At 44.8% G+C, this 24,205-nt stretch carries 19 protein-coding genes; 4 read left to right on the forward strand and 15 right to left on the reverse strand.

Annotated features, from left to right (window positions below):
* Positions 1-63: 63 nt before the first annotated feature.
* From NIAKO_RS08945 to NIAKO_RS08970, 6 genes are all read right to left on the reverse strand, one after another.
* Positions 64-3,108 carry a cytochrome D1 domain-containing protein gene (locus NIAKO_RS08945; protein WP_014218094.1) on the reverse strand — a complete coding sequence of 1,015 codons (3,045 nt, stop codon included), beginning with the start codon at positions 3,106-3,108 and terminating at the stop codon, positions 64-66.
* Positions 3,109-3,625: 517 nt separating this feature from the next.
* Positions 3,626-4,393, reverse strand: a complete 768-nt coding sequence (locus NIAKO_RS08955) for a Zn-ribbon-containing protein (RefSeq protein ID WP_014218096.1) — start codon at positions 4,391-4,393, stop codon at positions 3,626-3,628.
* A gap of 12 nt (positions 4,394-4,405) precedes the next feature.
* Positions 4,406-6,373, reverse strand: a complete 1,968-nt coding sequence (locus NIAKO_RS08960) for an amidohydrolase family protein (protein ID WP_014218097.1) — start codon at positions 6,371-6,373, stop codon at positions 4,406-4,408.
* A gap of 92 nt (positions 6,374-6,465) precedes the next feature.
* A complete protein-coding gene (locus NIAKO_RS39095; RefSeq protein WP_207622432.1) occupies positions 6,466-6,726 on the reverse strand; it encodes a DUF4272 domain-containing protein in 261 nt (86 codons plus the stop codon).
* A gap of 13 nt (positions 6,727-6,739) precedes the next feature.
* Complete coding sequence (locus NIAKO_RS39100; protein WP_317043765.1) at positions 6,740-7,009, reverse strand: DUF6794 domain-containing protein; 270 nt, start codon at positions 7,007-7,009, stop codon at positions 6,740-6,742.
* A 109-nt stretch (positions 7,010-7,118) separates the two neighbouring features.
* Positions 7,119-8,618 (reverse strand): malate:quinone oxidoreductase, encoded by a 1,500-nt coding sequence (locus NIAKO_RS08970; RefSeq protein ID WP_014218098.1) that lies wholly within the window; start codon positions 8,616-8,618, stop codon positions 7,119-7,121.
* Positions 8,619-8,966: 348 nt separating this feature from the next.
* Between NIAKO_RS08970 and NIAKO_RS08975 the strand changes: the two genes are divergently transcribed.
* A complete protein-coding gene (locus tag NIAKO_RS08975; RefSeq protein ID WP_014218099.1) occupies positions 8,967-9,371 on the forward strand; it encodes a response regulator in 405 nt (134 codons plus the stop codon).
* A gap of 2 nt (positions 9,372-9,373) precedes the next feature.
* On the opposite strand, the gene NIAKO_RS36550 is transcribed toward NIAKO_RS08975, so the two are convergent.
* The 5 genes from NIAKO_RS36550 to NIAKO_RS08995 are packed head-to-tail and all read right to left on the reverse strand — an operon-like array spanning position 9,374 to position 12,540.
* The gene (locus NIAKO_RS36550) at positions 9,374-9,952 is read right to left on the reverse strand and encodes a hypothetical protein (protein ID WP_049815489.1); all 579 of its coding nucleotides are present in this window, start codon (positions 9,950-9,952) and stop codon (positions 9,374-9,376) included.
* A complete protein-coding gene (locus tag NIAKO_RS08980; protein ID WP_014218101.1) occupies positions 9,949-10,494 on the reverse strand; it encodes an RNA polymerase sigma factor in 546 nt (181 codons plus the stop codon). Before NIAKO_RS08980 ends, NIAKO_RS36550 begins: the two co-directional genes overlap by 4 nt.
* The gene (locus tag NIAKO_RS08985; RefSeq protein WP_014218102.1) at positions 10,495-11,325 is read right to left on the reverse strand and encodes a hypothetical protein; all 831 of its coding nucleotides are present in this window, start codon (positions 11,323-11,325) and stop codon (positions 10,495-10,497) included.
* A 12-nt stretch (positions 11,326-11,337) separates the two neighbouring features.
* Positions 11,338-12,120: a hypothetical protein gene (locus tag NIAKO_RS08990; protein WP_014218103.1), complete on the reverse strand. Its 783-nt coding sequence runs from the start codon at positions 12,118-12,120 to the stop codon at positions 11,338-11,340.
* Entirely contained in the window at positions 12,121-12,540 is a 420-nt protein-coding gene (locus tag NIAKO_RS08995; protein WP_014218104.1) for a lipocalin-like domain-containing protein, read from the reverse strand.
* A 222-nt stretch (positions 12,541-12,762) separates the two neighbouring features.
* On the opposite strand from NIAKO_RS08995, the gene NIAKO_RS09000 reads away from it, so the two are divergent.
* A complete protein-coding gene (locus NIAKO_RS09000) occupies positions 12,763-13,863 on the forward strand; it encodes an IS110 family RNA-guided transposase (RefSeq protein WP_014218105.1) in 1,101 nt (366 codons plus the stop codon).
* A 663-nt stretch (positions 13,864-14,526) separates the two neighbouring features.
* On the opposite strand, the gene NIAKO_RS09005 is transcribed toward NIAKO_RS09000, so the two are convergent.
* The 4 genes from NIAKO_RS09005 to NIAKO_RS36555 form a co-directional block, all read right to left on the reverse strand.
* Positions 14,527-16,050, reverse strand: a complete 1,524-nt coding sequence (locus tag NIAKO_RS09005) for a RagB/SusD family nutrient uptake outer membrane protein (protein ID WP_014218106.1) — start codon at positions 16,048-16,050, stop codon at positions 14,527-14,529.
* 11 nt (positions 16,051-16,061) lie between these two features.
* A complete protein-coding gene (locus NIAKO_RS09010; protein WP_041348295.1) occupies positions 16,062-19,487 on the reverse strand; it encodes a TonB-dependent receptor in 3,426 nt (1,141 codons plus the stop codon).
* A 219-nt stretch (positions 19,488-19,706) separates the two neighbouring features.
* The gene (locus tag NIAKO_RS09015) at positions 19,707-20,957 is read right to left on the reverse strand and encodes a FecR family protein (RefSeq protein ID WP_014218108.1); all 1,251 of its coding nucleotides are present in this window, start codon (positions 20,955-20,957) and stop codon (positions 19,707-19,709) included.
* A 68-nt stretch (positions 20,958-21,025) separates the two neighbouring features.
* Positions 21,026-21,613, reverse strand: a complete 588-nt coding sequence (locus NIAKO_RS36555; RefSeq protein ID WP_014218109.1) for an RNA polymerase sigma factor — start codon at positions 21,611-21,613, stop codon at positions 21,026-21,028.
* A gap of 100 nt (positions 21,614-21,713) precedes the next feature.
* Between NIAKO_RS36555 and NIAKO_RS09025 the strand changes: the two genes are divergently transcribed.
* Together NIAKO_RS09025 and NIAKO_RS09030 are read left to right on the forward strand one after the other, a co-directional pair.
* Positions 21,714-23,156, forward strand: coding sequence for a nucleoside hydrolase-like domain-containing protein (locus NIAKO_RS09025; protein ID WP_014218110.1), 1,443 nt, complete (start codon positions 21,714-21,716; stop codon positions 23,154-23,156).
* Between the two features lie 7 nt (positions 23,157-23,163).
* Positions 23,164-24,168 carry a pectinesterase family protein gene (locus NIAKO_RS09030; protein ID WP_014218111.1) on the forward strand — a complete coding sequence of 335 codons (1,005 nt, stop codon included), beginning with the start codon at positions 23,164-23,166 and terminating at the stop codon, positions 24,166-24,168.
* Positions 24,169-24,205 lie beyond the last annotated feature (37 nt).

A 24,205-nucleotide genomic window follows, 5' to 3' on the forward strand; every position in this document is an offset into this window, starting at 1 on the left:
ATATCCCTTACACCTCTTGCAGATGCCCTGAAATGTATTGAAAGTGCATTACCAATTGCTTCGTTATTTTCTCAAATATTGTTTACGCTCATCGGCTGTCAAGGTCCTGGTTACGCGGCGATTGGCAATTTCTAACAATTCCTTACATGTGAGACAGGATTCACACCTGGTTAATTTAGCAATGTCTCCTACTGTAGCAATAAATTTCCCATCCGGCGCAAAGGCCTTACCACGAATTAATCCGTTTAACTTTTCAACACTGCTCCCTGTAGAGGTACTCCATATTCCAGTTGTTCCATCCCAGTAACTGCTTGTGGCAATAAATCTTCCATCCCTGCTGAAAGTTACGCGGTCAATGCTATTTTTATGGGCCTTTATCTGTACCAAAATTTTGGAAGTAAGAAGATCCCGGATTCTCGCCGTACCATCGTCGTCAGATGTGGCAATCAAACGATTGTCAGGGCTAAAATCAGCATCAGTTAATATTCCATTATCGCCTCGTATAACCATAACAGGTTTCTCCGATCCGGTGATCCAGACACGAGCTGTATTGTCCGTCCCTGAAGTTATGATATATCGACTGTTGGAGCTAAAGCGGGCATGAATATTCCACCGATATGAATTATCATTTAAATTAAATGTATTTCCTCTTAATGTTGAAACCAGCGTTCCATTTGAAGATGACCATAATTTTGCGGTAGTTCCGGATGTTGTAACAAAATATTTCCCATCAGGGCTAAACGAGATATCCTTTATGGCATCGGATATTCTTCTTTGCATTTTCTGCTGACCTGTTGCTATATCAATTATGGTCAGCGCTGTGTCAGCAATCAGTACACCCTTGTTATCCGGGCTCAACGCTAGTTTGCCATTTGGGTTAAGGTGCCCTTTCGTAAGCAATTTATTTTTTTGTACATCCCAAATATACCAGGAAGAAGGCCCGCTTCTGTTGTCATCTGTCGTAAGTAAAATTTTTCCATTAGCACTATATTCTACACTCTTTACTGAGCCTTTATGAATGAACTCAGAAACAATTTTTTGGGAAGCTATTTCCCATACACAGGCTTTATTGTCTTCATCGGCCGTGGCAACAAAACGGTTGTCAGGGCTAAAATCGATATTGAATACCGACCCGGTTGTAGGTAATAATATATTTGCTTTTTCATCCAGGACTTCCCAAATTTTTGATGTTCCATCTGCGCTTGAAGTAATTATTGAATGATCATCGGGGCTGAATTCCGCTTTATTAACAGGCCCCCCATGTCCATGATACTTAGTTATTAGTCTACCTGCTTTTTCCCATAAACAAGTTGTTCCATCTTTACTTGTAGTTACAACTAATTTTCCGTCATGGCTAAAAAGAGCATCAGTAACACCGGCGGTATGACCAAGCATTGACGCAATTACCTCACCTGTACTTATATTCCAGATTTTGGCAGTGCCATCTTCACTAGATGCGATGACAGATTTACTATCGGGACTAAAAGATGCGCTGGTAATCCAATCGTGCTGACCCTTTAAAACGGATACCAGTTTTCCTGTTAAGGGATTCCAAACTTTTACATTTAACGACGGGTTAGAAAATGTAAGTACAAACTTGCCATCGGGGCTAAATTCTGCACCAGATATCTGATTGTCTGTTTTTAATTCAGTTATTACTTTTCCAGATGCGATTTCCCAAATGCATCCATCATCGATAAATTCATAACTTGCAAATAAATATTTATTGTCCGGGCTGAAACATAAATACGATGTATTACCATTGGGTGTTTGAAGTGTTAATACTTTTTTCCCGGTTAAAGGATTCCAAAGCTTTGTTTCCTTTCCTCCTGTCGCTACAAGTGAACCATCAGGGCTAAAAACAGCATAAGTTAATCGTTCAAAAAAATCCTTTTTTATTTCAGATACAGTTCGCCCTGTTTCGGCTTCCCATATATCTATATTTCCCTGTTCATTACGGGTAGCAATCAACCGGCCATTTCTGCTAAATATACCACCATTTAAACAAAGAGCTGTTCCTGGGTGTCTAGAAATCGCCTTGCCAGTTTGAGTTTCCCATATGCGAGCGGTATCACTGCTTATAGTTAATACCTGTTTTCCAGTAGGGCTAAAAAGACCACGCAATACCATCTCTTTTTTCCATCTCAAAGTGGTACGAACATGGGATTCTTTGAGCGATCTTCGCAATACGTCTTCTGCAATCGCGAGGGGTAATGGAGTTACTTTGACGGCTTCGCGTGCCAGTAATATACTTAGTTCCGGATCCTCATTGAGTTGTGCGTTTGCGTTCATAGCCAACTCCTCGGCTTCAGCAATTTTAATTCTTTCCTCAGCGAGTAGTTGCTGTTTCTTGGCTTGCTCCGCATTTTCCAGTGCCAGCGTTTCCTGCTCTTTTGCCTTTGCTGCGTTCTCGAAGGCTTCTTTTGTTTTCGCCTCCAGAGATTTTTGTTCAACAATTAATCTTTCATTGGATTTTTGTAATGAATCGCTTCTGGCTTTCAAGGTTTCTGTTTGCGCTAAGACTACTTTCTTTTGCGCTCTGGCATCCATTGTTTGGAAAAAAGCGAAAATGGATGTTATTAGAATGGTGAGTGAGGTAACTGTAACCCATCTTCTCCTGATAACGTTTCTCTTAGTAAATGCATAAAAATTTTGTATTCCTTCATACACTTCAGGAGAAGGCAAGCCATTTGTTACGGCGCTCGCTGTTTCGTCCAGCCAAATCAAATCCCGCTCTTTAATAATTTTCCATGGCTCAGATTCCAGTCGCTCATGCGTAAATGCATTATTGATATTTATGGGAATTATAGGCCGCGATGTTTTGGCAAATTCTTTGAATTCAAGTTGAACGTACTTCCTATCCAAGGCTATCTCTGTGCCTATTAACACAAGTGTTTTGCTAGCTTTAAGTGCGGACATTAAAACGCCATCTAAAGAGCCTCCTGGCGGAGCTTCCTTATTATCAATAAAACATGTATAGTCCAGGCTTGTAAGGTGTTCATACAGTTTGCGTGCATATGCCTTACCATTAGATCGGGTATAAGAAATGAAAATATCGTAATTGAAGAAATATGAATAGATGCTTGATAAAATAAATTTTATTTTCATCTCAAAGTTGATTAGTAATTACAAAGAGAATACTTACTATATACGATACTATTCCGTTCGTTGCGCATGTTCTTCATGTCTGCATCCTACAGTTTTCGCAGTTCTTAAAATTATGCTTTTCACTGCATTTTTGTACGAAAAGTCACCATTTTCCCTGGTTTAAACCTCTTCACAGGGCAGCCTAAAATCATGTCTTTTAAGGTTTTGCCTGTATCCAGTCTGAAACTTTTTTTGTTCAAAACTCATGAATGCAATATTATGTGGTTGAACCCTGTTTATAGAAAGTATGGAGGACCATCGCAAATATGCTCCATAAAGCGTGCTATCATTTATGTTAGTCATATTATATTCCGGCAACAGCAGTGAGTCTTTATTGAATTGTTTTACAGGATCCCATTTTCTTCTGAATTCAACTGTTTTCATGCTATTGGTATACTGGTCTAAATAGATAGCATTAAACACTCTGTTTCTTTGGTGGTCGTTAGCCAAGCCGATATTTAAGGAAAATAATTCTGTTTCAGGTTTTATTAGAAATCTCCGATACTATTTTGCATCTGTCACATTTGAAGTCATAACGATCATGAAGTCTTTTTTTTAACCCCCATTTTTTATTGCAACCCGGGCAGGACCTTGACAAATTATCGCCTTTGAATTTAGTGTAATTGTATAAGAAATAATAGGTGGGGATGGAAGTCAGTTCCCCGATCTTTTTGCAAATTTTAAATCCTTGTTTGGATAATGGTGATTTCAGATCCTGCATTTGGTTTAATGCCCAACGTTCACCCACTTCACAGTTCATTTGTAAACTGTCACAGGAAATGTAATTGGTTTCCCAGCTTAATATAGGCATGTACCCATAATCGTAATAAACCGGCAGCCTGTATAGTGGAACAGACTTATTACATGTTCCGCAGGTTAGTGGTGAATCAATCGAAACATAGTTTGTAGTAAGTATAAAAAAATCAGACTTTTTACAGGTGCACGGGGTTTTATAGCTATTGGAATATTTACCCACTGTCCTAAACTGTAATGTCGATTTACAAAGCTCTTCCAGTTTTTGGATCTGATTGTTTACATAAAAGTTGTTGTATTTCCTGGCTAGTGAGTTTTTTTCAAGCGTATAAGGAAGGCTGACAATTTTGTTTTCAGCTATATATTGTGATTCTATTTTCCCTTGTGTTTGCCCGCTGCCACGATAGAAGGACATGAGCAATTGAAACTCGTCTACAAGCACGTTTTTATTGGCCGTTGTTTTTATTTCTATTGATATTTCCTGTATGTACATGTTAAATTATTTCTATTGAAATCCTGCAATGTGATGTAACCGGCCAGGGTTATATATATTCCCATCTTTTATTACGGTAACTACTTTTCTTACATTGCTGATGTTTTGCAAGGGATTGCCATCTGTTATGATGATGTCTGCATTTTTACCGGGGGCGATCGACCCGGACATATTTTCCATTTTCATTACCCTGGCAGGCACAATGGTAGCCGTTTGTAAGGCCTGTATGGGTGTTAACCCGCATTCCACATACAATTCCATTTCCCTGTACACACTAAAACCAGGAAAGCCCATATCTGTTCCCGCAACAATAGTAATGCTGTCGGCGTATAAATGAGATACGATCTGTTTAAAATTCTTCATGAACAAACGGCCTCGTTCAGCCAGAGAATCGGTTGCAACGCCTGTGTTGATGAATAATGGCTTTAAGGGCTGTGGTAACGAGGCAAATGCCGGTTCCAGTTTGGTGATGCTGTCTTTTAGTGAACGGAACATCATTTCATATACGCCTAGTGTTGGGTCTATCACTACATGGTGCGCCTTCAGAAAGTTGAAAACAGCCACATTTGCGGTATCGGAAAAATCTATTAAACCCTCCTTGTTTTTCTTTAGTGCAGCATTGACAAAACTAATATGATTCACCTGGTCCATGCCAGAATCGATTCCCTGTTGCAGGGTCACTCCAATGGGGATATGACCGGTTACCGGTAAGCCCAACCGGTGCGCTTCCGTGCTTATTTCTTTTATGATCTCAGGTTTAACTGAGCTGTATATTTTTATTTGCTGAAACCCATTTTCTTTATATCGCTGTACAACTTTTATGGCTTCTTCCTTTGTGTTTGCCCGGATCACGCCCAGTGCATACTGGCCGCTGCCATCAACAATACCTGCTTTTATTATATGAGGACCGATGCCATTACCCTTATCGATCGCTTGTTGTACGGCGTTGATATATTCAAACTCATTGCCGCAGTCTCTTACGGTGGTTACACCGGCAGCCAGGTAGGCGGGGCCCCATTCTGCCTGTTCAAAATGGGCATGCATATCCCATAAACCCGGCAAAACTGTTTTGCCTTTTGCATTAATTACATAAGCGCCTGCAGGAATTGCTATATTGTTTGCAGCACCCACCTTTGTTATTCTCCCGTTTTTAATCAAAACAACCCCATTGCTGATGGATTGATTATTCTCCACATCTAATATGTCGCCACCGGTTATGGCAATCACGTCATGCTTTTCATAGGATGGTTTTGCGTTTGCGGTAAATAAACGCATGCCATGTGCGGCTGCTTTATTAATCAGTTCGGGTAACCAGGATTCATAGGGCTCCAGCATCATTTCCAGCTTATCACCTTCCGCATCATTGGTAATTAAACAAAATAATTGTCCGTTCGCATCTGTCCATAAAAATTCATTGCCCCATACCAGCCCGCTGATCACATAGCGTTCAAGCATTACAGACTTATTGTTAAAGACAAGGGTATCGGTTCCGTCTTTTTTAATTTGCACGGTGCCTGATGGCAATGTATTCACCGTAGCGGGCTGATGATGTTTTTTCCAGTATTGTAATAACAACATTTGCGTGGTGCCGGGGGAGTAACCTGCTATTGGAAATCTTACGGCGGGTAACGATTGACTTGTTATTGAATTGTCAACTTTTATTTCGGCTTTATTTTGATGAATAACTACTGAGTCATTTATGCTGGAAGATCTGGATGTTTTGCCATTTATTGTAAAGGCAACCGGCTCAAATGCTGTCGTTAACTGCATTTTGGCTTTTAAAGGAACCGGTGTTCCCCTGTCCACAAATTTAAAATCAATTGTATATGTAACCAGATCGCCATTTCTCGATACGGTATATGTTTCCTTACCAATATTCTGTGCAAACTTATGGAGCAAAAATGTGCAGCTGTCTGGTAACTGAGCATGCGTAATGTTTATGCCAGTCAATAAGGAAAGGATAAAGATTATCTTTTTCATTAATAAAGATTAGGTTTAAATAGAAGAGGTAAACTTAAAAATTATTTTGATCAGTGCGTGAAAAATCTGGATGGCGGCCTGCTTTCTTCGGGTTAGGTATCTTCCCTTACATGGTCCCAATCCTGGTTCAGGTAATTGATGAGCCAGTTCAGCGAGTGATGTCTTTCAAAAACAACGCCGCTGTCAAGATTGCCCGGCGCCGATTCGTTTTTGAGTTTTGCATTAACGCAGGCCCAGTCAAGACGAAGTATTAAGTCAGCCTGGTACAAAATTTCTTTTTTGCTTCTCAGTTTTGCTTTTTGTCTGAACTGTTGTTCTTTTAAGCTGTGAATGATTTTTACGTCGTTTGCCACATTGCACAGTTGGTCAGGGTAGGTCACCGGTTTTAAACCTGTTGTAGTTAGTAACAGCTTGTGCTTGCTGCTTTTTCTCGCAGTTGATAATGGGATCCCAATATGCTTTATAACTGTCAATTTGTTCGCTAAGCTGAATGTCTTTATGGTTCAATGTGCGGTGAAGAGAGGTGAGGATGATCGATGACATATCATCAGGATGGTATATTCCCAAAGAATGAAAATAGCTTGTCAGGGCTGTATCTCTGCCGCTGCGGATCCAATTATTTCTTATCCATAAAATTTAAAAGGGGCAACTGTTTTAATCAGTTTGCCCCTTTTTTAACTGTATTTCATTATCACCCGCCTTCTCTAAAGCTTCAGCGGGCAAGCATTATCACATTTGCATTTATTTAATGATGCAGCTGCTGTAAACCCAGCACTTCACCGGTGAATTCACGAACATGGAGCGTAAGCGCTTCATCTTTATTCAATGGCTTGCCGTAAGAAGGGATCATTTCTTTTAACTTTTTCTGCCATTCTGCGCTCTTTGCCTGCTCAGGGAAACATTTTTTTACCAGGTCAATCATGATCGAGACCGCGGTAGAGGCGCCGGGTGATGCCCCCAGCAGGGCTGCAATACTTCCATCGGCTGCACTCACTACTTCCGTTCCAAACTCCAGGATGCCGCCTTCTTCCTCATGTTTTTTGATCACCTGCACGCGGTAACCGGCTACGGCCAGTTCCCAGTCTTCTTTACGCGCATTGGGATAATATTCCCGCAGGGCTTCCAGTCGTGCATCAGGCGTTAACCGTACCTGGTCAATCAGGTATTTGGTCAGGGGCATATTGCGCACACCTGCAAAGATCATAGCCTTGATATTGCTGAACTTGATCGATTTGATCAGATCGAGCCAGGAACCACTTTTCAAAAACTTGGTGGTGAAACCGGCATAAGGTCCGAACAACAATTCTCTTTTGCCTTTTATCCACCTGGTATCGAGGTGAGGAACCGACATAGGGGGGGAGCCTACTGCTGCTGCGCCATACACCTTAGCGGCGTGTTGCTCAATAACCTCTTCATTGGTGCAACGCAGCCATTGTCCGCTAACAGGAAAACCGCCAAAACCTTTGGACTCCGGTATTTTTGATTTTAATAATAAAGGTAACGAACCACCGCCTGCACCGATAAATACAAACGGCGCCACCAGCGTGTGCAGGTCGTTGTTTACTTCGTGCAGCACTTTCACATGCCATTTATTATTTTTCTTTTTCAGGTTGGTAACGCCGTGTTTAAAATGCAGGTTCACATTTTCCATGGCGCTCAATGCCGCAAACAAATTTCTTGTGAGCGTACCAAAATTTACGTCTGTACCAAGGTCCATTTTGGTAGCAGCAACGTGTTCGTCGGCTTTTCTGCCTTCCATAACCAACGGTACCCATTCTTTGATGAGGTCGTGGTCTTCGGAATATTGCATGCCCTCAAACAAATGACAGGTTTGCATTGTTTCGTAGCGTTTGCGCAGGTAGCTCACATTCTTTTCGCCCCATACAAAACTCATGTGGGGAATAGGCTTGATAAATGAATCAGGCAGCTCGATCACCTGGTTGGCTACCAGGTAAGCCCAGAATTGTTTGGAAACCTCGAAGGATTCCGCAATTTTTATGGCTTTCGAGATGTCGATCGAGCCGTCTTCTTTTTCAGGGGTGTAATTTAATTCGCAAAATGCGGAGTGGCCTGTTCCGGCATTATTCCATGCATCGGAACTTTCGGCGGCTGCACTGTCCAGTCGTTCTACAATTTCAATTCTTATAGAAGGATTTAACTGTTTGAGTAGCATTGCCAGCGTTGCGCTCATTATCCCGGCTCCTATCAGTATTACGTCAGTTTCTTTCGTTGTTCTGTTTGCCATTATTATAAATTATAAAAATAATGGGCCAGCAATCGCCGCAAAGTTAACGAACAACTTTGAATTTCATTGTATTGTTGGTGAGACATTTAATACGTAAATGGCGGTATTTCCACAATTTATTGACCCTGATCGCCATTTTCACTAAAAGATTTTATGTATGGAATGCAGAATATTCAGTTACCGGGGTAAGTAAGTATGTTTATTTCATTCCTATAGTCTACCTATTGGGTATTTTTAATACGGGTTTAATACTACCGGTTGTTTGGTATTTGATTTGCAAACGTTTGTTACTTTGGTAAGACTTGTGGTTGGCCTTAATCGTATTTTTTCTATCATTTAATTTGTTTCATGAGTTATCCAAATCGTATTTTCCTGATCGATGATGATGAGGACGATGGGTATATTTTTAATGTAGCGCTAAGCAGCCTTCCCCACAACTTTGAATTAACGTATTACCAGGACAGTGAAAAGGCGCTGGCTGCCCTTTCAGATGCAGCTTTTAATCCCCCGGATATGTTGTTTATTGACTGGAATATGCCCAAGTTAAGCGGCGATCATTGCCTGCAATCCATACGCAGGATACCCGGCTATGCCACCATCCCGATCATTATTTGCAGTACCTCACAACATGTAGAACTTCAAAAAGAAGCCCGCCGGTTAGGCGCTTCTCATTTTCTCGCAAAACCCTCCACTATCAGGGACCTTGCTGAAAAATTAAAGGACATTTTTGTCATCAGCTGGGGAAATAACTAATGTTAGCTCTTCGGCTTTACATTGAACTTATAATCGGAATCCGACACTTCAATCCCATATTTTTTACGGGGTTTTACCTCTATTACCGGCTTTGTTGTTCCCGGCGGTGGCGCGGTGATCACCGGTGGGATTTTTAGTAAAGTATCTGTTGGTACTTTATTAATAATTGGCGTATGCAAGAGGGTATCCGCAACTGGTTTTTCAATTACGGGTGTGATGGTTTTCCTGGGTGCAGGCCTGGGTTTGTCAGGCGGAGGTTTGTAGTCCTGCTGCAAGGTGGTATCTGGTTGTACAGCGGGCGCCGAACGTTTGGGCAGGTCTCTGGGGAGTTTGGGGGCCGTGTCCCAGTTTCTCAATAAAAGAAAAATGGAAATAATGATGGCTAAAATGCCGGCGCTTATCAGCCATACGGTAGGATTGTTAAAGAAAGGATTAGCCGGAGTGGCCGGTGGTTCGTTCACCGGCAGTTCCACATCGAGCGCGGTTTCAATGCGCACCCAGGTGGCATCAGCCATGTCGGGTATGGTTATACCCTCCAGTCTTTCTGCTATCAGTTCCTCGTATGTGGGTAACAGGTTCACGTTTTGTTTTGTTCTATTTGTTGTTTCAGCGATTTTCTGGCTTCGCTTAAATGCCATTTACTGGTTCCTTCACTAATATTTAATTGCTGTGCTATCTCTCTATGGTTGTAGCCTTCCATTACATACAACACAAAAACGGCATGGGTGGCGGGCGGCAGCTTTTGGATCATGTGCATGATCTCGCCTGTTGACATGCGGTCGAGGGCGGTATTGTCTACGGAGATTTCTTCGGCATCGGCCACCTCCTGGTTACTGGTAAATTTTGACTGCGCTTTTAAATGATCGAGCGCTTCGTGGATCACAATGGTTTTAAACCAGGCATGAAAGGTGCCGCGTTTGGTATCGAATGTGGTCAGGGCTTTAAACAACTTGATGAAGGCGAGGCTCACTACATCGGCCATATCATCGTTGCTTTTTACATAACGGAGGGCAATAGCAGCCGCAAAGGGATAAAAATGCCGGTACAACGCTTCCTGCGCTTTACGTTCATTTCTTTTACACCCTTCAATCAGTAACGATATGTCTGTTTGCGGTTCGTTCACTTATGCTGCCTTGCTTTCATCCAGTTTTCTCATCAGGATCGCCGATGAAATCGCGGCTACTACCAGTTTCATGTCTTTGTCGAGGTCGTTATAGATCCAGATATTGTCTTTGAATACATCTATTATCCCAATAACGCCGCCGTCAATATTCAGCTCATAGGCCATTAACAATTTGGTCAGGGTTTTTACTTCCCTGCCTTCATTGGTGATCACTTTGTCGGTAATAATGGGGCGGATGTTGATCTTAATAGTACCATTGGTAACATAGCCTTCATGCGCAATATACGGGTGGTCCCAGAATTTATGGGCCGTGTCGTTCCTGCTGTCGTAACTGTTGTAAAACACCAGCTGCCAGGGCTCGTCTTTTATTGTTTGCGGTAAAATGGCGGCGGAAAAAGAATACTGGTAGTCTTTTGTTTTACCAAATGTACCATAAGGGGTTTCTGTTGTAACCGATTCTTTGGTTGTTTTCTCCATACAATATACTTCGGCCACTCCATCTCCGTCCTGGATGGTATACTGGTATTTGTTCCTGCTGCGTTCGGTTATGTTTTCGTGCAACAGGCTAAACACCTTTAACAGTCTTTCTTCGGTAGTAATGCGGGAATTGCGATCGGGCCCGCCGGTAGAAAACACCCAGCCGGTTTTTACATTCGACACCTGGTAATTACCAAACGCCAGGTGTCGTTTTATGCGCATGCCATGCAAACCCGTGATCTTCATTTGGGTGGCATTGGCGGCAAACTTGTCGGGGATGCCCACATTCATGCTGATGCTTTTGCAGGAAGCATACCCGGTAGTAAGGGTTATAATTATTATTAGTTGTTTCATTTCGGGATACATTTAATAATACAGATCATTTCGCATACACAACAGGCTGGCGGCGCTGGCTACAATTGTTTTTAAATTACTGTCCAGATCGTCGCGGCACCAAAACAACTTGTCACTCAATTTAAAACTTACCGCCGCAATGGCTTCGTTGTTATACGTAAACAAATAAACGTGGTTGAGCGAAGTGAACAGGCTTTGGGGTTCATTCCTGCTTACCGGCTGATCGCGCAGCATCAGCATGGTTTTTACAAAGTAAATGGTGGAGTCGCCACACCTGAGCAGGCCCTGCTGTTCGGCGGCTTCACTGCCATTCAGGTTAGCCGCTGCCACGTACCAGATATGCGAGGTGTCATTGTCTGTTCTGATGCGTGCATCGAGGTAATCTGCATTCTTAATTTTGAAGAATGATGAATCCTTTTGCCGGAAGATACTGAAGGTTTCATTTTTGCGCAGCACCGCCCGGCACTCTGTATGGCTTACAATACCGGCATCGGTTTTCATTGCAAACGAAAAAATATCAACCGACCGGTGTTTGCTTTTCTTGTACAAAGGCACGCCATCTATTTTCAGGATCTGGTTGGCAATATTCAATGTACCGAACGAAAACCAGGAGGCAATATTACGGCGAAAATGATGGGTTTTATATCCCGCAAAATGCAGTTTTCGTTTGAACGGAATGTCTACACTGGAGATCTTATAGGGTTGCAAGGCCAGGTCCGCTGCCGCCTGCTCTTTTTGTGCAAACAGGGGCAGGGCGTACAGCGTTAACAGTAGGCTTAATAATAATAGTTTCATTTATTGCCTTTCAAGGGTTTCGAGTATATTACCTTTTACCCCGAGTAATTCCATCGGCGTAGACAGTACCAGCGTATGGTTATTGAATGAAACAATGCTGCTTTGTACGCCGTCGATGGTTATTTTGTTTTCTTTAACAAACCATACAGTCGGGTCGGTCGGACTGTCGCCGCACGCTACGCCTGCATCTTCTGTTTTGAAGACCGAATCGGCCGCAAGAACCAACAAATCGTCCTGGGTGCAATCGGGCAGCGAGGCCAGCAGGTCCTGGTCGGGATTGCCGGTTGACTGAAAAACCAGTTTGGTTATTTTATACTTTCCCTCATAGTCTTTCTGCGCTGGCTGCGGTTTGTCGTCCTTCGATTTCTGGCATGAAAATAAAACAATTGTGAACGCGGTTGCGAGTAATACTCTTTTCATTTTTGGTGGTTTTGTAACGGTAGTACCGCGCCACTAAAAGAAGGGTTGGGCAGGGGGAGAAAAAATTTGCTAATGAGATAATTTGCTAATGTGATGATGAAATACAGGGCAGAAGGCAGAGGTGAAAGTCTTTATGTAAAAGGGTTTCGGAGCAGCAGCAGTCCGAAAATCGGCTGCAATGAAGAACTTTGCTGATTATTTACAACATAAAAATTAAATTTTATGAAACAGCATGCTTCAGCCGCATCCGAAACCCGAGTCAAAGGTAGAAACATAATAGATTATAGCGGTAAAACGATTTGTGTGGGAATAGATGTCCATCAGAAAGACTATCAGGTAGCCAAAGTGTATAATGGGATTTGTCTGGGCAACCATCGAATGGCAGCCGACAGTGATGCATTAATAAAGCATTTGCATAGTCATTATCCTGGTGCTTGTTTTAAATGTGTGTACGAAAGTTGTGCGTGGGGATTCAATTTGCAAAGAAGATTAAGCGTAGCTGGAATGGATTGTATAGTGGTGAATGCGGCAGACGTGTCAACCACAGACAAAGAAAGAAAGCGTAAGACCGATCCGGTAGATGCCTTGAAGCTGGCCCGAGACCTTGAATCTAGGAATATAAAAGGGATTAATATACCGGATGAATCGCTTCAAAAAGAAAGGAACTTAATACGTTACCGCTCAAGTGTGGTCAGTGATATCAATCGAAGTAAAAACCGACTGAAAAGCTTATTGAAATTCCAGGGTATTGAAATACCGGCGGCCTATGCCAAGAACAACTGGAGCAATTGTTTTTTGAGGTGGGTGCAGGAGCAGGCGTTAAAAGATGACTTTGGAGATACGCTATTGCTGATGCTGGAACAGATCAGATTATTGCGACAATTACTGCTGAAAGTGGAAACGCAACTGCGTCAGCTCAGAAAGGGCAAATACAGTTCAGCGGCACGTCTGGCAACCAGTGTTCCTGGTATCGGCCCAACAACGGCGATGTTGTTCTTACTGGAAATAGGCGACATAAACCGATTTAAGGGGTTTGACCGGCTCAATAGTTTTGTAGGTTTTTGCCCTGATAAAAGCAGTAGCGGAGAAACCGACCGGGACCGTGGCATTACCTCAAGACGGCATAAAAGATTACGCACGGCATTGATTGAATCCGCCTGGCAGGCCATACGCAAAGATCCGGCCCTGTTGGAGTGTTATCAGGCACTGACTAAACGCATGACCGGCACATATGCAATCATTCACATTGCCCGAAAATTACTCAGGAGGCTACGAACCGTGATGGTAACCGGGGTGGAGTATCAAAAAGGAATGCTAGCTTAAAACAGGTAAAATGTTTAATATGAGTTTTTTAAGCCATGTAACTTACCGGTAATAATTAAAAATGAGCAGCCCGTGATTGACTGCTCATAATTACCGTATAAGTATCAGCCTTATTGCTGGCAGGTTGTCCTCCGGCAGAGCCTGCTTCCTCTTAGGCTGACAAACCAAAATTAAAAAGTTCTTTTCAAGTATGTAAAGTATCACAGAAAGGTAAAAACACAAAAGTATAAAGACTGCTTCCTACTGCCTGCAGTTGGAACATACTGCCACTTGAAAGTCTGCAGCTTTATACTATTTACTTTTAAGGATTAATAAAAACTTGCAGCGGCGGCTGGGCCGACTGCTTATAGGAGATTGACCGGCTGTGATAAATTAAGACATTTTGAAGTCAAAATATGATTTATGAACAAACACAAACATATCAGCCTTCAATGTTAAGCCCCTTTCTGCTGTTGGATGCAGCGAAACTCTTTACATAGGAGGCAGTAGGCAGTGGGCAAAGGGCAAAAGGCAAAGGGCAAAGGCTTCTGCGCGGCCAAAAAAAGGGCAAACCTGTTTTTAGCAGTTATGCCCTTTTTAGATTTTATTCCTTGTTAACCTGTCAACTTCGTCAACGCTATCAACCTGCATTCCTGATCAACTCGTCAACTGGTTAACTTCTAACTAATACCCAAAATTCTGATCCCAATTCGAGCGTGTCTTCATTTCGTTTTGAGGAATCGGTAACAACAGGTCTTTTTTGGTAGGCAGCTGGCCGTTCAGTTTACTATGATAATATTTCGCAAAGTCGCTGAGCGTATTCACGGCACTGGTTTCACCCCAGCGTACGAGGTCGAAATAGCGTTTGCCTTCGCCAATAAACTCATACTTCCGCTCGTGTTTGATATCGTCCAGCGTGGGGGCCGCCGCCAGTACCGGCTGGCCTGCCCGGGTGCGGATGGCATCTACATATTGTTTGGCGTCGCCTGCCTTGCCATCGGCAATCAGGGCTTCGGCATACAGCAGGTATACATCCGCGTCGCGCAGGATCGGGAAGTTCCGGGGCTGATCGTTCCAGGCCTTTATGTTGGTATTGGTGTTATCTTTTTCCAGGAATTTGGTAATAATGTTCTTCAGAATAAAACTGCGGGTTGGCACGGTGCTCAACGCATTCCAGTAACCGGTATCAATACTTGCCGCAAAACGCAGGTCTTTGGTCGCTTTCATGTCCTGCACCAATAAGCTGTCTACCCGTACGTCCTGCCCCTGGGTAGTGTAGGAAGAATACATCCATTCAGGAAACGGCGTACCGGAAGAAGCGGAACTGGTACAATAGCCGGCCAGGCTGGAACCAATGTTCAGTCCGCCGGAAGCAAACTGGATGGAGAACAGGTCGTATTTATTTTCATTGGCGAGGGTAAACAGGTTGGCGTATACGGGAGAAAATCGGGTCTTTACATCTGTGATAATGCCGGCGAGCACCGTTTCTGCCTTGGCATTGGCGGTATTGTCGTTGAGGGGAAAACCGGCCATGGTCATATACACCTGGCCCAGCAGGGCATTGGCGGCCAGGCTGCCTACGCGGCCGGCATCGGCGCCGGTATATACTTTATCCAGGTTGGCAGCCGCATATTGCAGGTCGTCGATGACCTGCGCATAAATGTCTGCTACCGGCGTGCGGGGCAGTTTAACGGCTTCATCATTCTCGATGGGTTTGGTAATGAGCGCTACGGGACCAAATGATCTTGCCAGTTCTGAATAAGCATAGGCCCGCAAAAACCTGGCTTCTGCGCGATAGCGGGTGTACTGATCTTCCTGCGTATAATACAGCAGGTTATTCGCTTCCTTGATGAGCTGGTACAATCGGGCAAAGATAGAGGATACCGTGCCTGAAGTAGGCGTGGTGAGGAACTTGCGAAGGTCCAGCTGATCATTCTGGGCCGAGGTTTCTGAAGCGATGTACAACAGATCGGACCGGTTTTCGGAGGCCAGCCAGAAATAATCGGTGGCGAAATCGGTGTTGGTGCCATTGCGGCCCAGCCGGGCATAAATGCCCAGGGTGGCCTGCTTCACTTCAATTTCGTTCGAATAGAATTTATCGGAGGTATTGTTTTCAACCGGTGCAATATCAATTAATTTACTGCAGCTGGTGATTGCCATAAGGCTACTCATGGCAATGATGATATATCGCGTTGTCTGTTTTTTCATTTGGCGTGGTATTAGAATGTGGCGGTTAAACCGAATGCGAATGTTCTTGCCTGTGGATAAGAGCCCCAGTCTGCGGAGGCATTATCCTGGGTAGCGCCTTCGGGCGAATAACCCGGATAATACTTGTCGAACAACCATACGTTATCGCAGGAAGCATATACACGAATTGACCGGAAGGCTTTTTTAAGCACCTGCATATTATACCCCAGGGTTACGTTCTTGATGCGCAGGTAAGCGGCGCTGTACATCCAGTTGTCGTCGTACTGACTGGTAACAGCGGAGAAGAACGCAGGCACTTTGCCGTTACCTGGTTCGGCCTCGCTCCAATATGCGTCTTTCAGCCAGCTGGCCATATAGTTATAGCGGGGATCGTTGGTGGCGCGGTTCCAGGCACGTGAGCCTATCGATAACAGTTTGCCCCCAACACGGCCCTGAATTAAGATGGAAAGATCCCAGTTACGGTAGCTGAAGGTATTGGTAATACCGTATTCAAATTTGGGTTGAAAGCTGCCTGCTACTACATAATCATCCGCATCGATCTTACCATCGGGTTTGGAATCTATGTATTTGGTATCGCCCGGTTTTTGTCCGGAATAAATTGGCACGTTTGCTATGAGGTTGCCGGATGCGTCTTTGCTGAAATCAGATTCCCGTAATACTCCTGCTGTCCTCAGCAAATAATAAGAATTGATGGGCGAGCCTACGCGTTGAATAATGGTATTGCCCTGGCCCAGTTTAATATCGGCATTGTCGTTGGTGAGTGAGGTGATCTTGTTGCGGTTAAGCGATACATTCACCGCCGTGTTCCAGCGGAAATTCTTTTGGGCAATGTTGGCGGTATTGATCTCCAGTTCAAACCCTTTATTATCCACGCTGCCCACATTGTCGTACATATTGGTAAAACCAGTGGTAAGCGAAACCGGTGCATTCAGCAACAGGTCGGTGGTTTTTTTATAATATACATCGGCCGACATAGTAATCCGGTTGTTGAAAAAACCGATGTCGAGACCGAGGTTATAGCTGTTGGTTTTTTCCCAGCGCAATTTTGAATTGGAAATATTACCCACCACATAACCATTGGTAGAAGTTTGGGAGGTACCTGTGGGATAGTTCAGTATTGCCATGCCCGACAGGAATGCCGAGTTACCAATACGGTCGTTACCCGCCTGTCCCCATGCAGCGCGCAATTTCGCCATGCTTAACCAGTTGAAGTTATTCAGAAAGGCTTCCTGGCTCATTATCCAGCCGGCAGAAAGGGATGGAAAAATTCCCCAACGGTTACTGGGACCAAATTTTGAAGAACCGTCACGGCGCAATGAACCGGCCAACAGATACTTATTATCGAAATTGTATTCTGCCCGGCCAAAATAAGAGATCAATGCATTTTTGGCTGAATTAATGCTATTGGCGTTTATGGTCTTTGCGCGTGACAGATCAAAAATATAGGTCTTGTCATCAGGAAAACCTGTTGCCTGCTGGTTTGTTGAATCTGCATTGAAGGTTTCCTGCGAAGCGCCAAACAAGAGGTTGATGCCATGCAGGCCAATTTGCTTTCTATAAGTGGCAGTAGCCTGTAACAACAGACTGTTGGAGATAATTGTTGTTTTTTTAGAGGTTGATAATTGTCCGGGCGTTGCCTGGTCCCAGGTTGCCTGTGCCCATGTGGGGTTGTAGGTACGTTCTGAATTGGTGCGGTAATTCCAACCTACCAGGCCTCTTACGTCGAGGCCATTGATAATATTTACTTCGGTGCTGAAGGCGGTGTTCAACCGCAGGTCTTTATTGATGCGATCGTAATCAGCAGCCTGCACATACGGACTGATGATGTTAGGGCCCGGGCCCCAGCCGTCGTAATATTTGCTGGGCTGGGCGCCGGCTTGTTTACCGGTACCGGCCAATACCCAACCGGGCAAACTTAACATCCGCGACACGGCATTGTCTTTACCATCTACATTGGCGCCGGTGATGGTGCCCACAGAAGGGGAGATGTTCAACCCAATTTTTACCCGGTCGCTCACTTTCGCTTCCATATTACCACGGAAGGAATACCGTCTGTAGTTAGAACCAACGATGATCCCGTTCTGGTCGTACACACCGCCTGAAACCGAGTAGTTCACGGCGTCGGTAGCGCCGGATGCCCGCAACTCCAGGTTATTTACCGGTGCTTTTCGTAACACTACATTCTGCCAGTCGATGGGGTCGAGGGCATCGGTACCCCAAAAAGGATCATAGATGCCATAAGTAGTTCGAATGCCCATCAGATCGGTACGCGTGGTATAGGTTTTTCCGGTTTTTGATTGCGCGTAGGCAATACGTTCAGCCTGGGTAGCAGTGGCGGGTAGCCCGGTAGCGGTGGTCCAAACGTGGTCGAGCCATTTTTTATTGAAGTCGATCCATTCGTCGGACGTTAGTACATCTACTTTTCTCTCTGCCTGCGCCACTGCCGTGTATGCATTTAAAGAAAGGGTGGGTTTGCCTGGCTTACCGCGTTTGGTGGTTATGATAATTACCCCGTTTGAACCACGTGAACCATAGATGGCGGCAGAGGAAGCATCTTTCAGCACATCGATAGAGGCAATGTCGGAAGGATTGATACCGGAGAGATTATCCAACGGTACACCGTCTACCACATACAGTGGGGTAGCGGTACCTGAGATAGAAGCAGCGCCGCGCACCTGCACGGTAATGTCGGCGCCGGGAGCACCTGTAGTGTTACGTACAGCTACACCGGCCACCTGACCTTGCAACGCCTGCTCTATCCGGGTAATGGGTCGGTCCTGAATTTGTTTTTCACCAATTTTGGCAATGGCGCCGGTTATATTTCCTTTTTTCTGCGTACCATAGCCATAGGCGATCACTTCAATTTCATCGAGTTTGGTGGTAGCGCGTTCGAGTGTGATCGTTAATGGTTGTGTGGCCGAAGTTATTTTAACAGTGATAGTGGTATAACCCACAGAGCTGATGGTTAGCACATCGCCGGTGTTCGCATTGATGGAGAACGAGCCATCGCTTTGGGTATTCACCCCCGTGTTGGAATTGTTAAGTACTACATTGGCGCCGGCTAATGGATGACCATCTTTATCGCGAACAACCCCTTTGATCTCTGCAAATGGTTTTGGTTGTTCTAATACCGTAATGGGCGGCACCCTGCGGCTTAACAGGATCGATTTTACCGAGAGCTTGTACCCGATGGGCCGGTTGGCAAATAATGTTTCCAGGAATTGTGCCAGTGGCTGGTCATGCACATTCAGGGTAACCGTACCGGCATCTTTCAGCATGTCTTTCGTATAAAGAAAAACATAGCCGGTTTGTTGTTCTACAACAGTAAACACTTTCTCCAGGGAAACCTGTTTACCGGCAAAAGTTACCGTTTGTGAAAGGCCATTGGCCGATACATTCAGGAAAGCAGTCGTAAGCAATAATACAGTTAGCTTCATAACTAACAGCAGTTTAGTACTGCGGCGGCTTTGGCAAGCAAGCCCGCCACAGTAAGCGGTTTTTGGCATATTTTTGTCCTGTTTAGTGATAAAAAATCAGTCCGCGAAGACTTTCTTTATTACTGACGTTCGGCCAGGGGTGTTAGCGCACCACTGGCTTTTTTATCAGCAATGATTTCATACAATCGTTTATTTTTTCGGTGTATTTAGTTTGGTTGTTTATTTACTTTTTACGTGCAATACTTTACCTGAAAGCTCACATGATACCCCAAGGTTTTTTAAATAGTCGATAATATCCGATAAAGGCACTCCTCTGTTCAGTTTACCCTGAAACACCATATTGGGAACAGCGCCTTCGTACTGTACGGTTACATCGTACCATCTTTCCACCTGATGCATAAAATCTTTGAGATCGGCGCCGGCCAGGTTGAACAAACCGTTTTTCCAGGCCAGGGTTTGATCAAGGTTTGGCGAGTGGTTGATGGTGAGTGGTGAGTTCCCGACTTTGTCGGGATGCCGGGAATCGGCAGGCTCAGTGGTGAGTGGGCTCGCGATTGCAATCGCCTGCTCACCAGGTTTCAACACAACTGATTGTTCTTTCATCTCTGCGTCGCCCGCTGTATCCGCCAGCTGGCGGAGTGAGGTGGGCCGTCTGCCAACTTTCACCGAGCCCTGCAACAACGTAGTATAAATGGCCCGCTCATTTCCGTATGCATTTATATTAAAGTGCGTACCCAATACTGTCACTTCTTCTTTGTCATTCACATTTATAATGAAGGGCATTTTTTCATTGTGCGCCACTTCAAAATAAGCTTCGCCGGTCATGGTTATTTTACGTTCACCGGTAAATGATGCGGGGAACCGGATGCTGGAGGCAGCGTTCAGCCAAACGCGGCTGCCATCCGGCAACACTACCTGGTACTGCCCGCCATTGGGCGTGCTTACTGTGTTGAAGGCAGGTGAGTTGTTTTGTGAGTAGTCAGTAGTGAGTGGTGAGTTTGCATCCCTATACTCCAGCTCTCCGTCTATATTCTTTCGTACTGCTGTTTTGCCTTGCGTTGCAATGGTTCCATTGTTTGATTTATCAAGATCTATCACCGTTCCATCTGCCAGCGTAAGGATAGCCTTGTTGCCTCCGGGCTGTACATCGTTCACGGTTTTATCTGCCAGCTTTTCCTGTTGCTGTTCTTTATGGGAGAACCCGGATGATTGGAACCAGAAATAACCTGCACCCAGTACCAGGATAACCATAGCTGCACAGGCTGCGTACAACCGCCAGTTTCCGGATCTGTGTAATCCAACCACCGGCGTATTACTGGCGCTGTCTGCAGCCATAATAGCAGCCAGCACCCCGGCTGCCGTTTCTGGCGGCATTGGCGTTTGTGCCGGCTGTTGCAACAGGGTATTTATTCTTGCCTTTACTTCTTCATCACGTCCCTGGGCTAACAGATCATCGATTGGTTCATCCATAAATTTGCTTTGATACGCTTATAGTCTGTTTAATAGAGTTGTTTGGGGGGGAAGGGTAGAAAATATTTTTACAATATTTTCAGCATCACTAAAATCGTCATGCTGACGTGTATTTGCGATAGGCAGTAAGCCCGGATGCTGCGCAGGGACTGGTCCAGGTTGTATTTAACGGTTTCCGGCGAAACGCCTAAGGTGGTGGCTGCTTCTTTTCTCGACAGGCCCTGTTGTTTTACCAGGTTGTAGGTTAACCGCTGCTTTTCCGGAAGGCGGGCTATGGCGCGGGTGAGAATGGCGTCGTAATCTTTATTTTCCAGCAGCGCGGCAGGCGTATAGTGGTCATCTTCCGCGTCGATGGTTTGTTGAAGGGCGCGTTGCCGTTGTTGTTGTTTAAGCGCATCGTAGATTTTGTTACCGGCCATGCGGTTTAAATAGGCAGACAAATACGTAATGGAAGTGGCGTTTTTTCTCTGGAGCCAGAGATCGAGGAAAACATCCTGAACAATTTCTTCTGCCAGGGATGCCGAGCCGGATACATGCAGGGCAGTGCTGTAGATCGGATCCCGGTAACGTTCAAAGAGTATACTGAACACGGTTTCTTCACCACCAGCCAGCTTTTCCAGCAATTCTTTGTCGGTAAAAGTATTTTCGGAATGCACTATATGGCAGCAATTTAGCGGATAAAATTAAGAAAAAAGGAAAAAGGACTGTCCTGTAGTCCATGCCTTATATTTGTAAGAAATACAATTGCTTGTACACATGAAAACCTGCCTCAAAATTGCCGTATGTTTTTGTCTTTGCGGGATCACTGTATTTACGCATGCGCAGCCGTCCGGAAAATCTGCCAGACCCCGCGTTATAGCTACCAGCGACGGGGAGATCGACGATGAATGTTCCTTTGTACGTTTTCTGTTGTACGCCAATGAATGGGATGTGGAAGGCATTGTTACCACCAGTTCGCAATATCACTGGCATGGGCACAAATGGGCGGGCGATAATTGGGCGCAACCTTACCTGGAAGCCTACGCAAGGGTATGGCCGAACCTGGTGAAGCATGATAAACGCTATCCCACTGCTGAATTTTTAAAAGCACGAACCTTCCCGGGCAATGTAGAAACAGAAGGGGAGATGGATGCCATTACCCCCGGATCTCAACACATTGCAAAAGTGTTGTTGGATAAATCAGATGCGCGGCCCATCTGGTTGCAGGCATGGGGCGGAACCAATACCATCGCCCGGGCATTGAAAACAATAGAACAGGAACATCCCGATCGCATGGCGGAAGTAGCGGCAAAAATGCGGTTCTTTCTCATCTGGGAGCAGGACTCTACCTATCAGTCTTATATCAAGCCACATTGGGGCAAATACAATATACTTACCATTATCTCCGATCAGTTTGATTGCATTGCTTATCGCTGGAAGACCGCGCTGCTAACTGCAATGCATCCTTATTTCAGTGCGCCGTGGATGAAGCAGCATATTTTACAGGATCATGGCCCCTTGTGTGCATTGTATAAGGCGCATGTAGCCGGCGACAAGGATTTTGCGGAAGGTGATTTTCGTTCTGAAGGCGATTCGCCCTCGTTTATGCATGAAATAACAACCGGGTTAGGCGACCTGGAAAACCCGGATTGGGGTGGCTGGGCAGGCCGGTATATAAAAGTGCGTGACAATACCTGGTTGGACCCGGTGCCTGATCCCAAATATGTATATCCGGAAGGCCGCTGGTATTCAAAAACTGCCTGGGGTAGAATGAGATCAGGTGATGGCGCCACGGTAACAACCGACAGTAATTACCGCCATTATTTCGAGCCCATCTGGCGCTGGGCTGCCGCCTTTCAAAATGATTTTGCTGCGCGGGCCGACTGGTGCGTAAAATCTTTCAAGGAAGCGAATCATGCACCGGTAGTAAAGCTGACGCATGCCGCTGAAGTGAAAGCAAAGCCAGGCACAACTGTACAACTCAGTGTAAAGGCAAGCGATCCCGATGGTAATCCACTAACTTACCAATGGTGGGTATATACCGATCCCGGTACCTATAAAGGCAATGTCGTCATTCAAACGCCGGCCAATAACAAAACTTATGTTACCGTGCCTGCTGATGCTGTAACCGGACAAACGATTCATGTGATCTGTGAAGTAAGTGATAAAGGTAGTCCGGTATTGACAAGGTATCAGCGGGTAGTTATAACTGTTCAATAATTTTATTATGACAAAACAATGTTGGCTTATCATTATTTTCCTGGCGCCGCTCTGGCTAACCGCACAACAACGGATAATTGTAGATGCGGCAGGAAAAGGAAACTATAAAACCATCCAGGAAGCGGTTAACAGTTTACCTGATTCTTCAGCAACCGACAGGATCATTTTTATAAAGAACGGTATATACAAAGAACAGGTGAATATTGCCAGGGCACATGTGGTGTTACAGGGAGAAAGTAAAGAAAAGACAATCATTACCGGGGCGGTGGCTTCCCTTATTTATACCTGTGAACATCCCCGCGATAACAATTCAGCCATCCTGAACCTGGATGGAAATGATATCACCCTGTTAGATCTTACCGTAGAGAACAGTTATGGAAAAACGGCTCCTGATTCGGTTTTGATTGATTGTCCCAACAAACCGGAAAAAGTAAAAGTGATCAAGACCGCGCATCAGTTTGCGTTAAAAGCAAACAAGGCCACCCGGTTGAAAGTAATCAACTGTGTATTGCGTAACTGGGGAAATGATACGGTGTCGCCCTGGACAGGCGCCAACGGGATGTATTATTTCAGGGACTGCACCATGATAGGTGGAACTGATTTTTATTGTCCGCGCGGCTCGGCGTATGCAGACAAGTGTACGTTCATCCAGAATGTACCGGCAGCTGCTATTATCTGGCATGATGGCAGCAGAGACAGGAACCAGAAAAGTGTTTTTCGCAATTGCACCTTTAAAGGAGACGTGCCTTATTACCTTGGCCGGTATCACCACGAAGCCAGCTTTTATTTAATCAATTGCGGGTTTGATAACAACCTGAAGGATACACCCATTTACAAAGCCGCCACTGCCAAACCGATGAAATGGGAATCGACTGCGTATTATTATGGATGTCATAAGGAGGGGAAGCAATTGGTGTGGTATAAAGATAATTTATCTACGGCGCCGGGGGCGCCAGCGGCAGAAATGATAGATGCTAATTGGACGTTTGAGGGGAAGTGGGAGGTGAAGTAGGAGGTTGACCGGTTAACCAGTTGACCAGGAATGCAGG

The sequence above is a fragment of the Niastella koreensis GR20-10 genome (assembly GCF_000246855.1).
Taxonomy (GTDB): domain Bacteria; phylum Bacteroidota; class Bacteroidia; order Chitinophagales; family Chitinophagaceae; genus Niastella; species Niastella koreensis.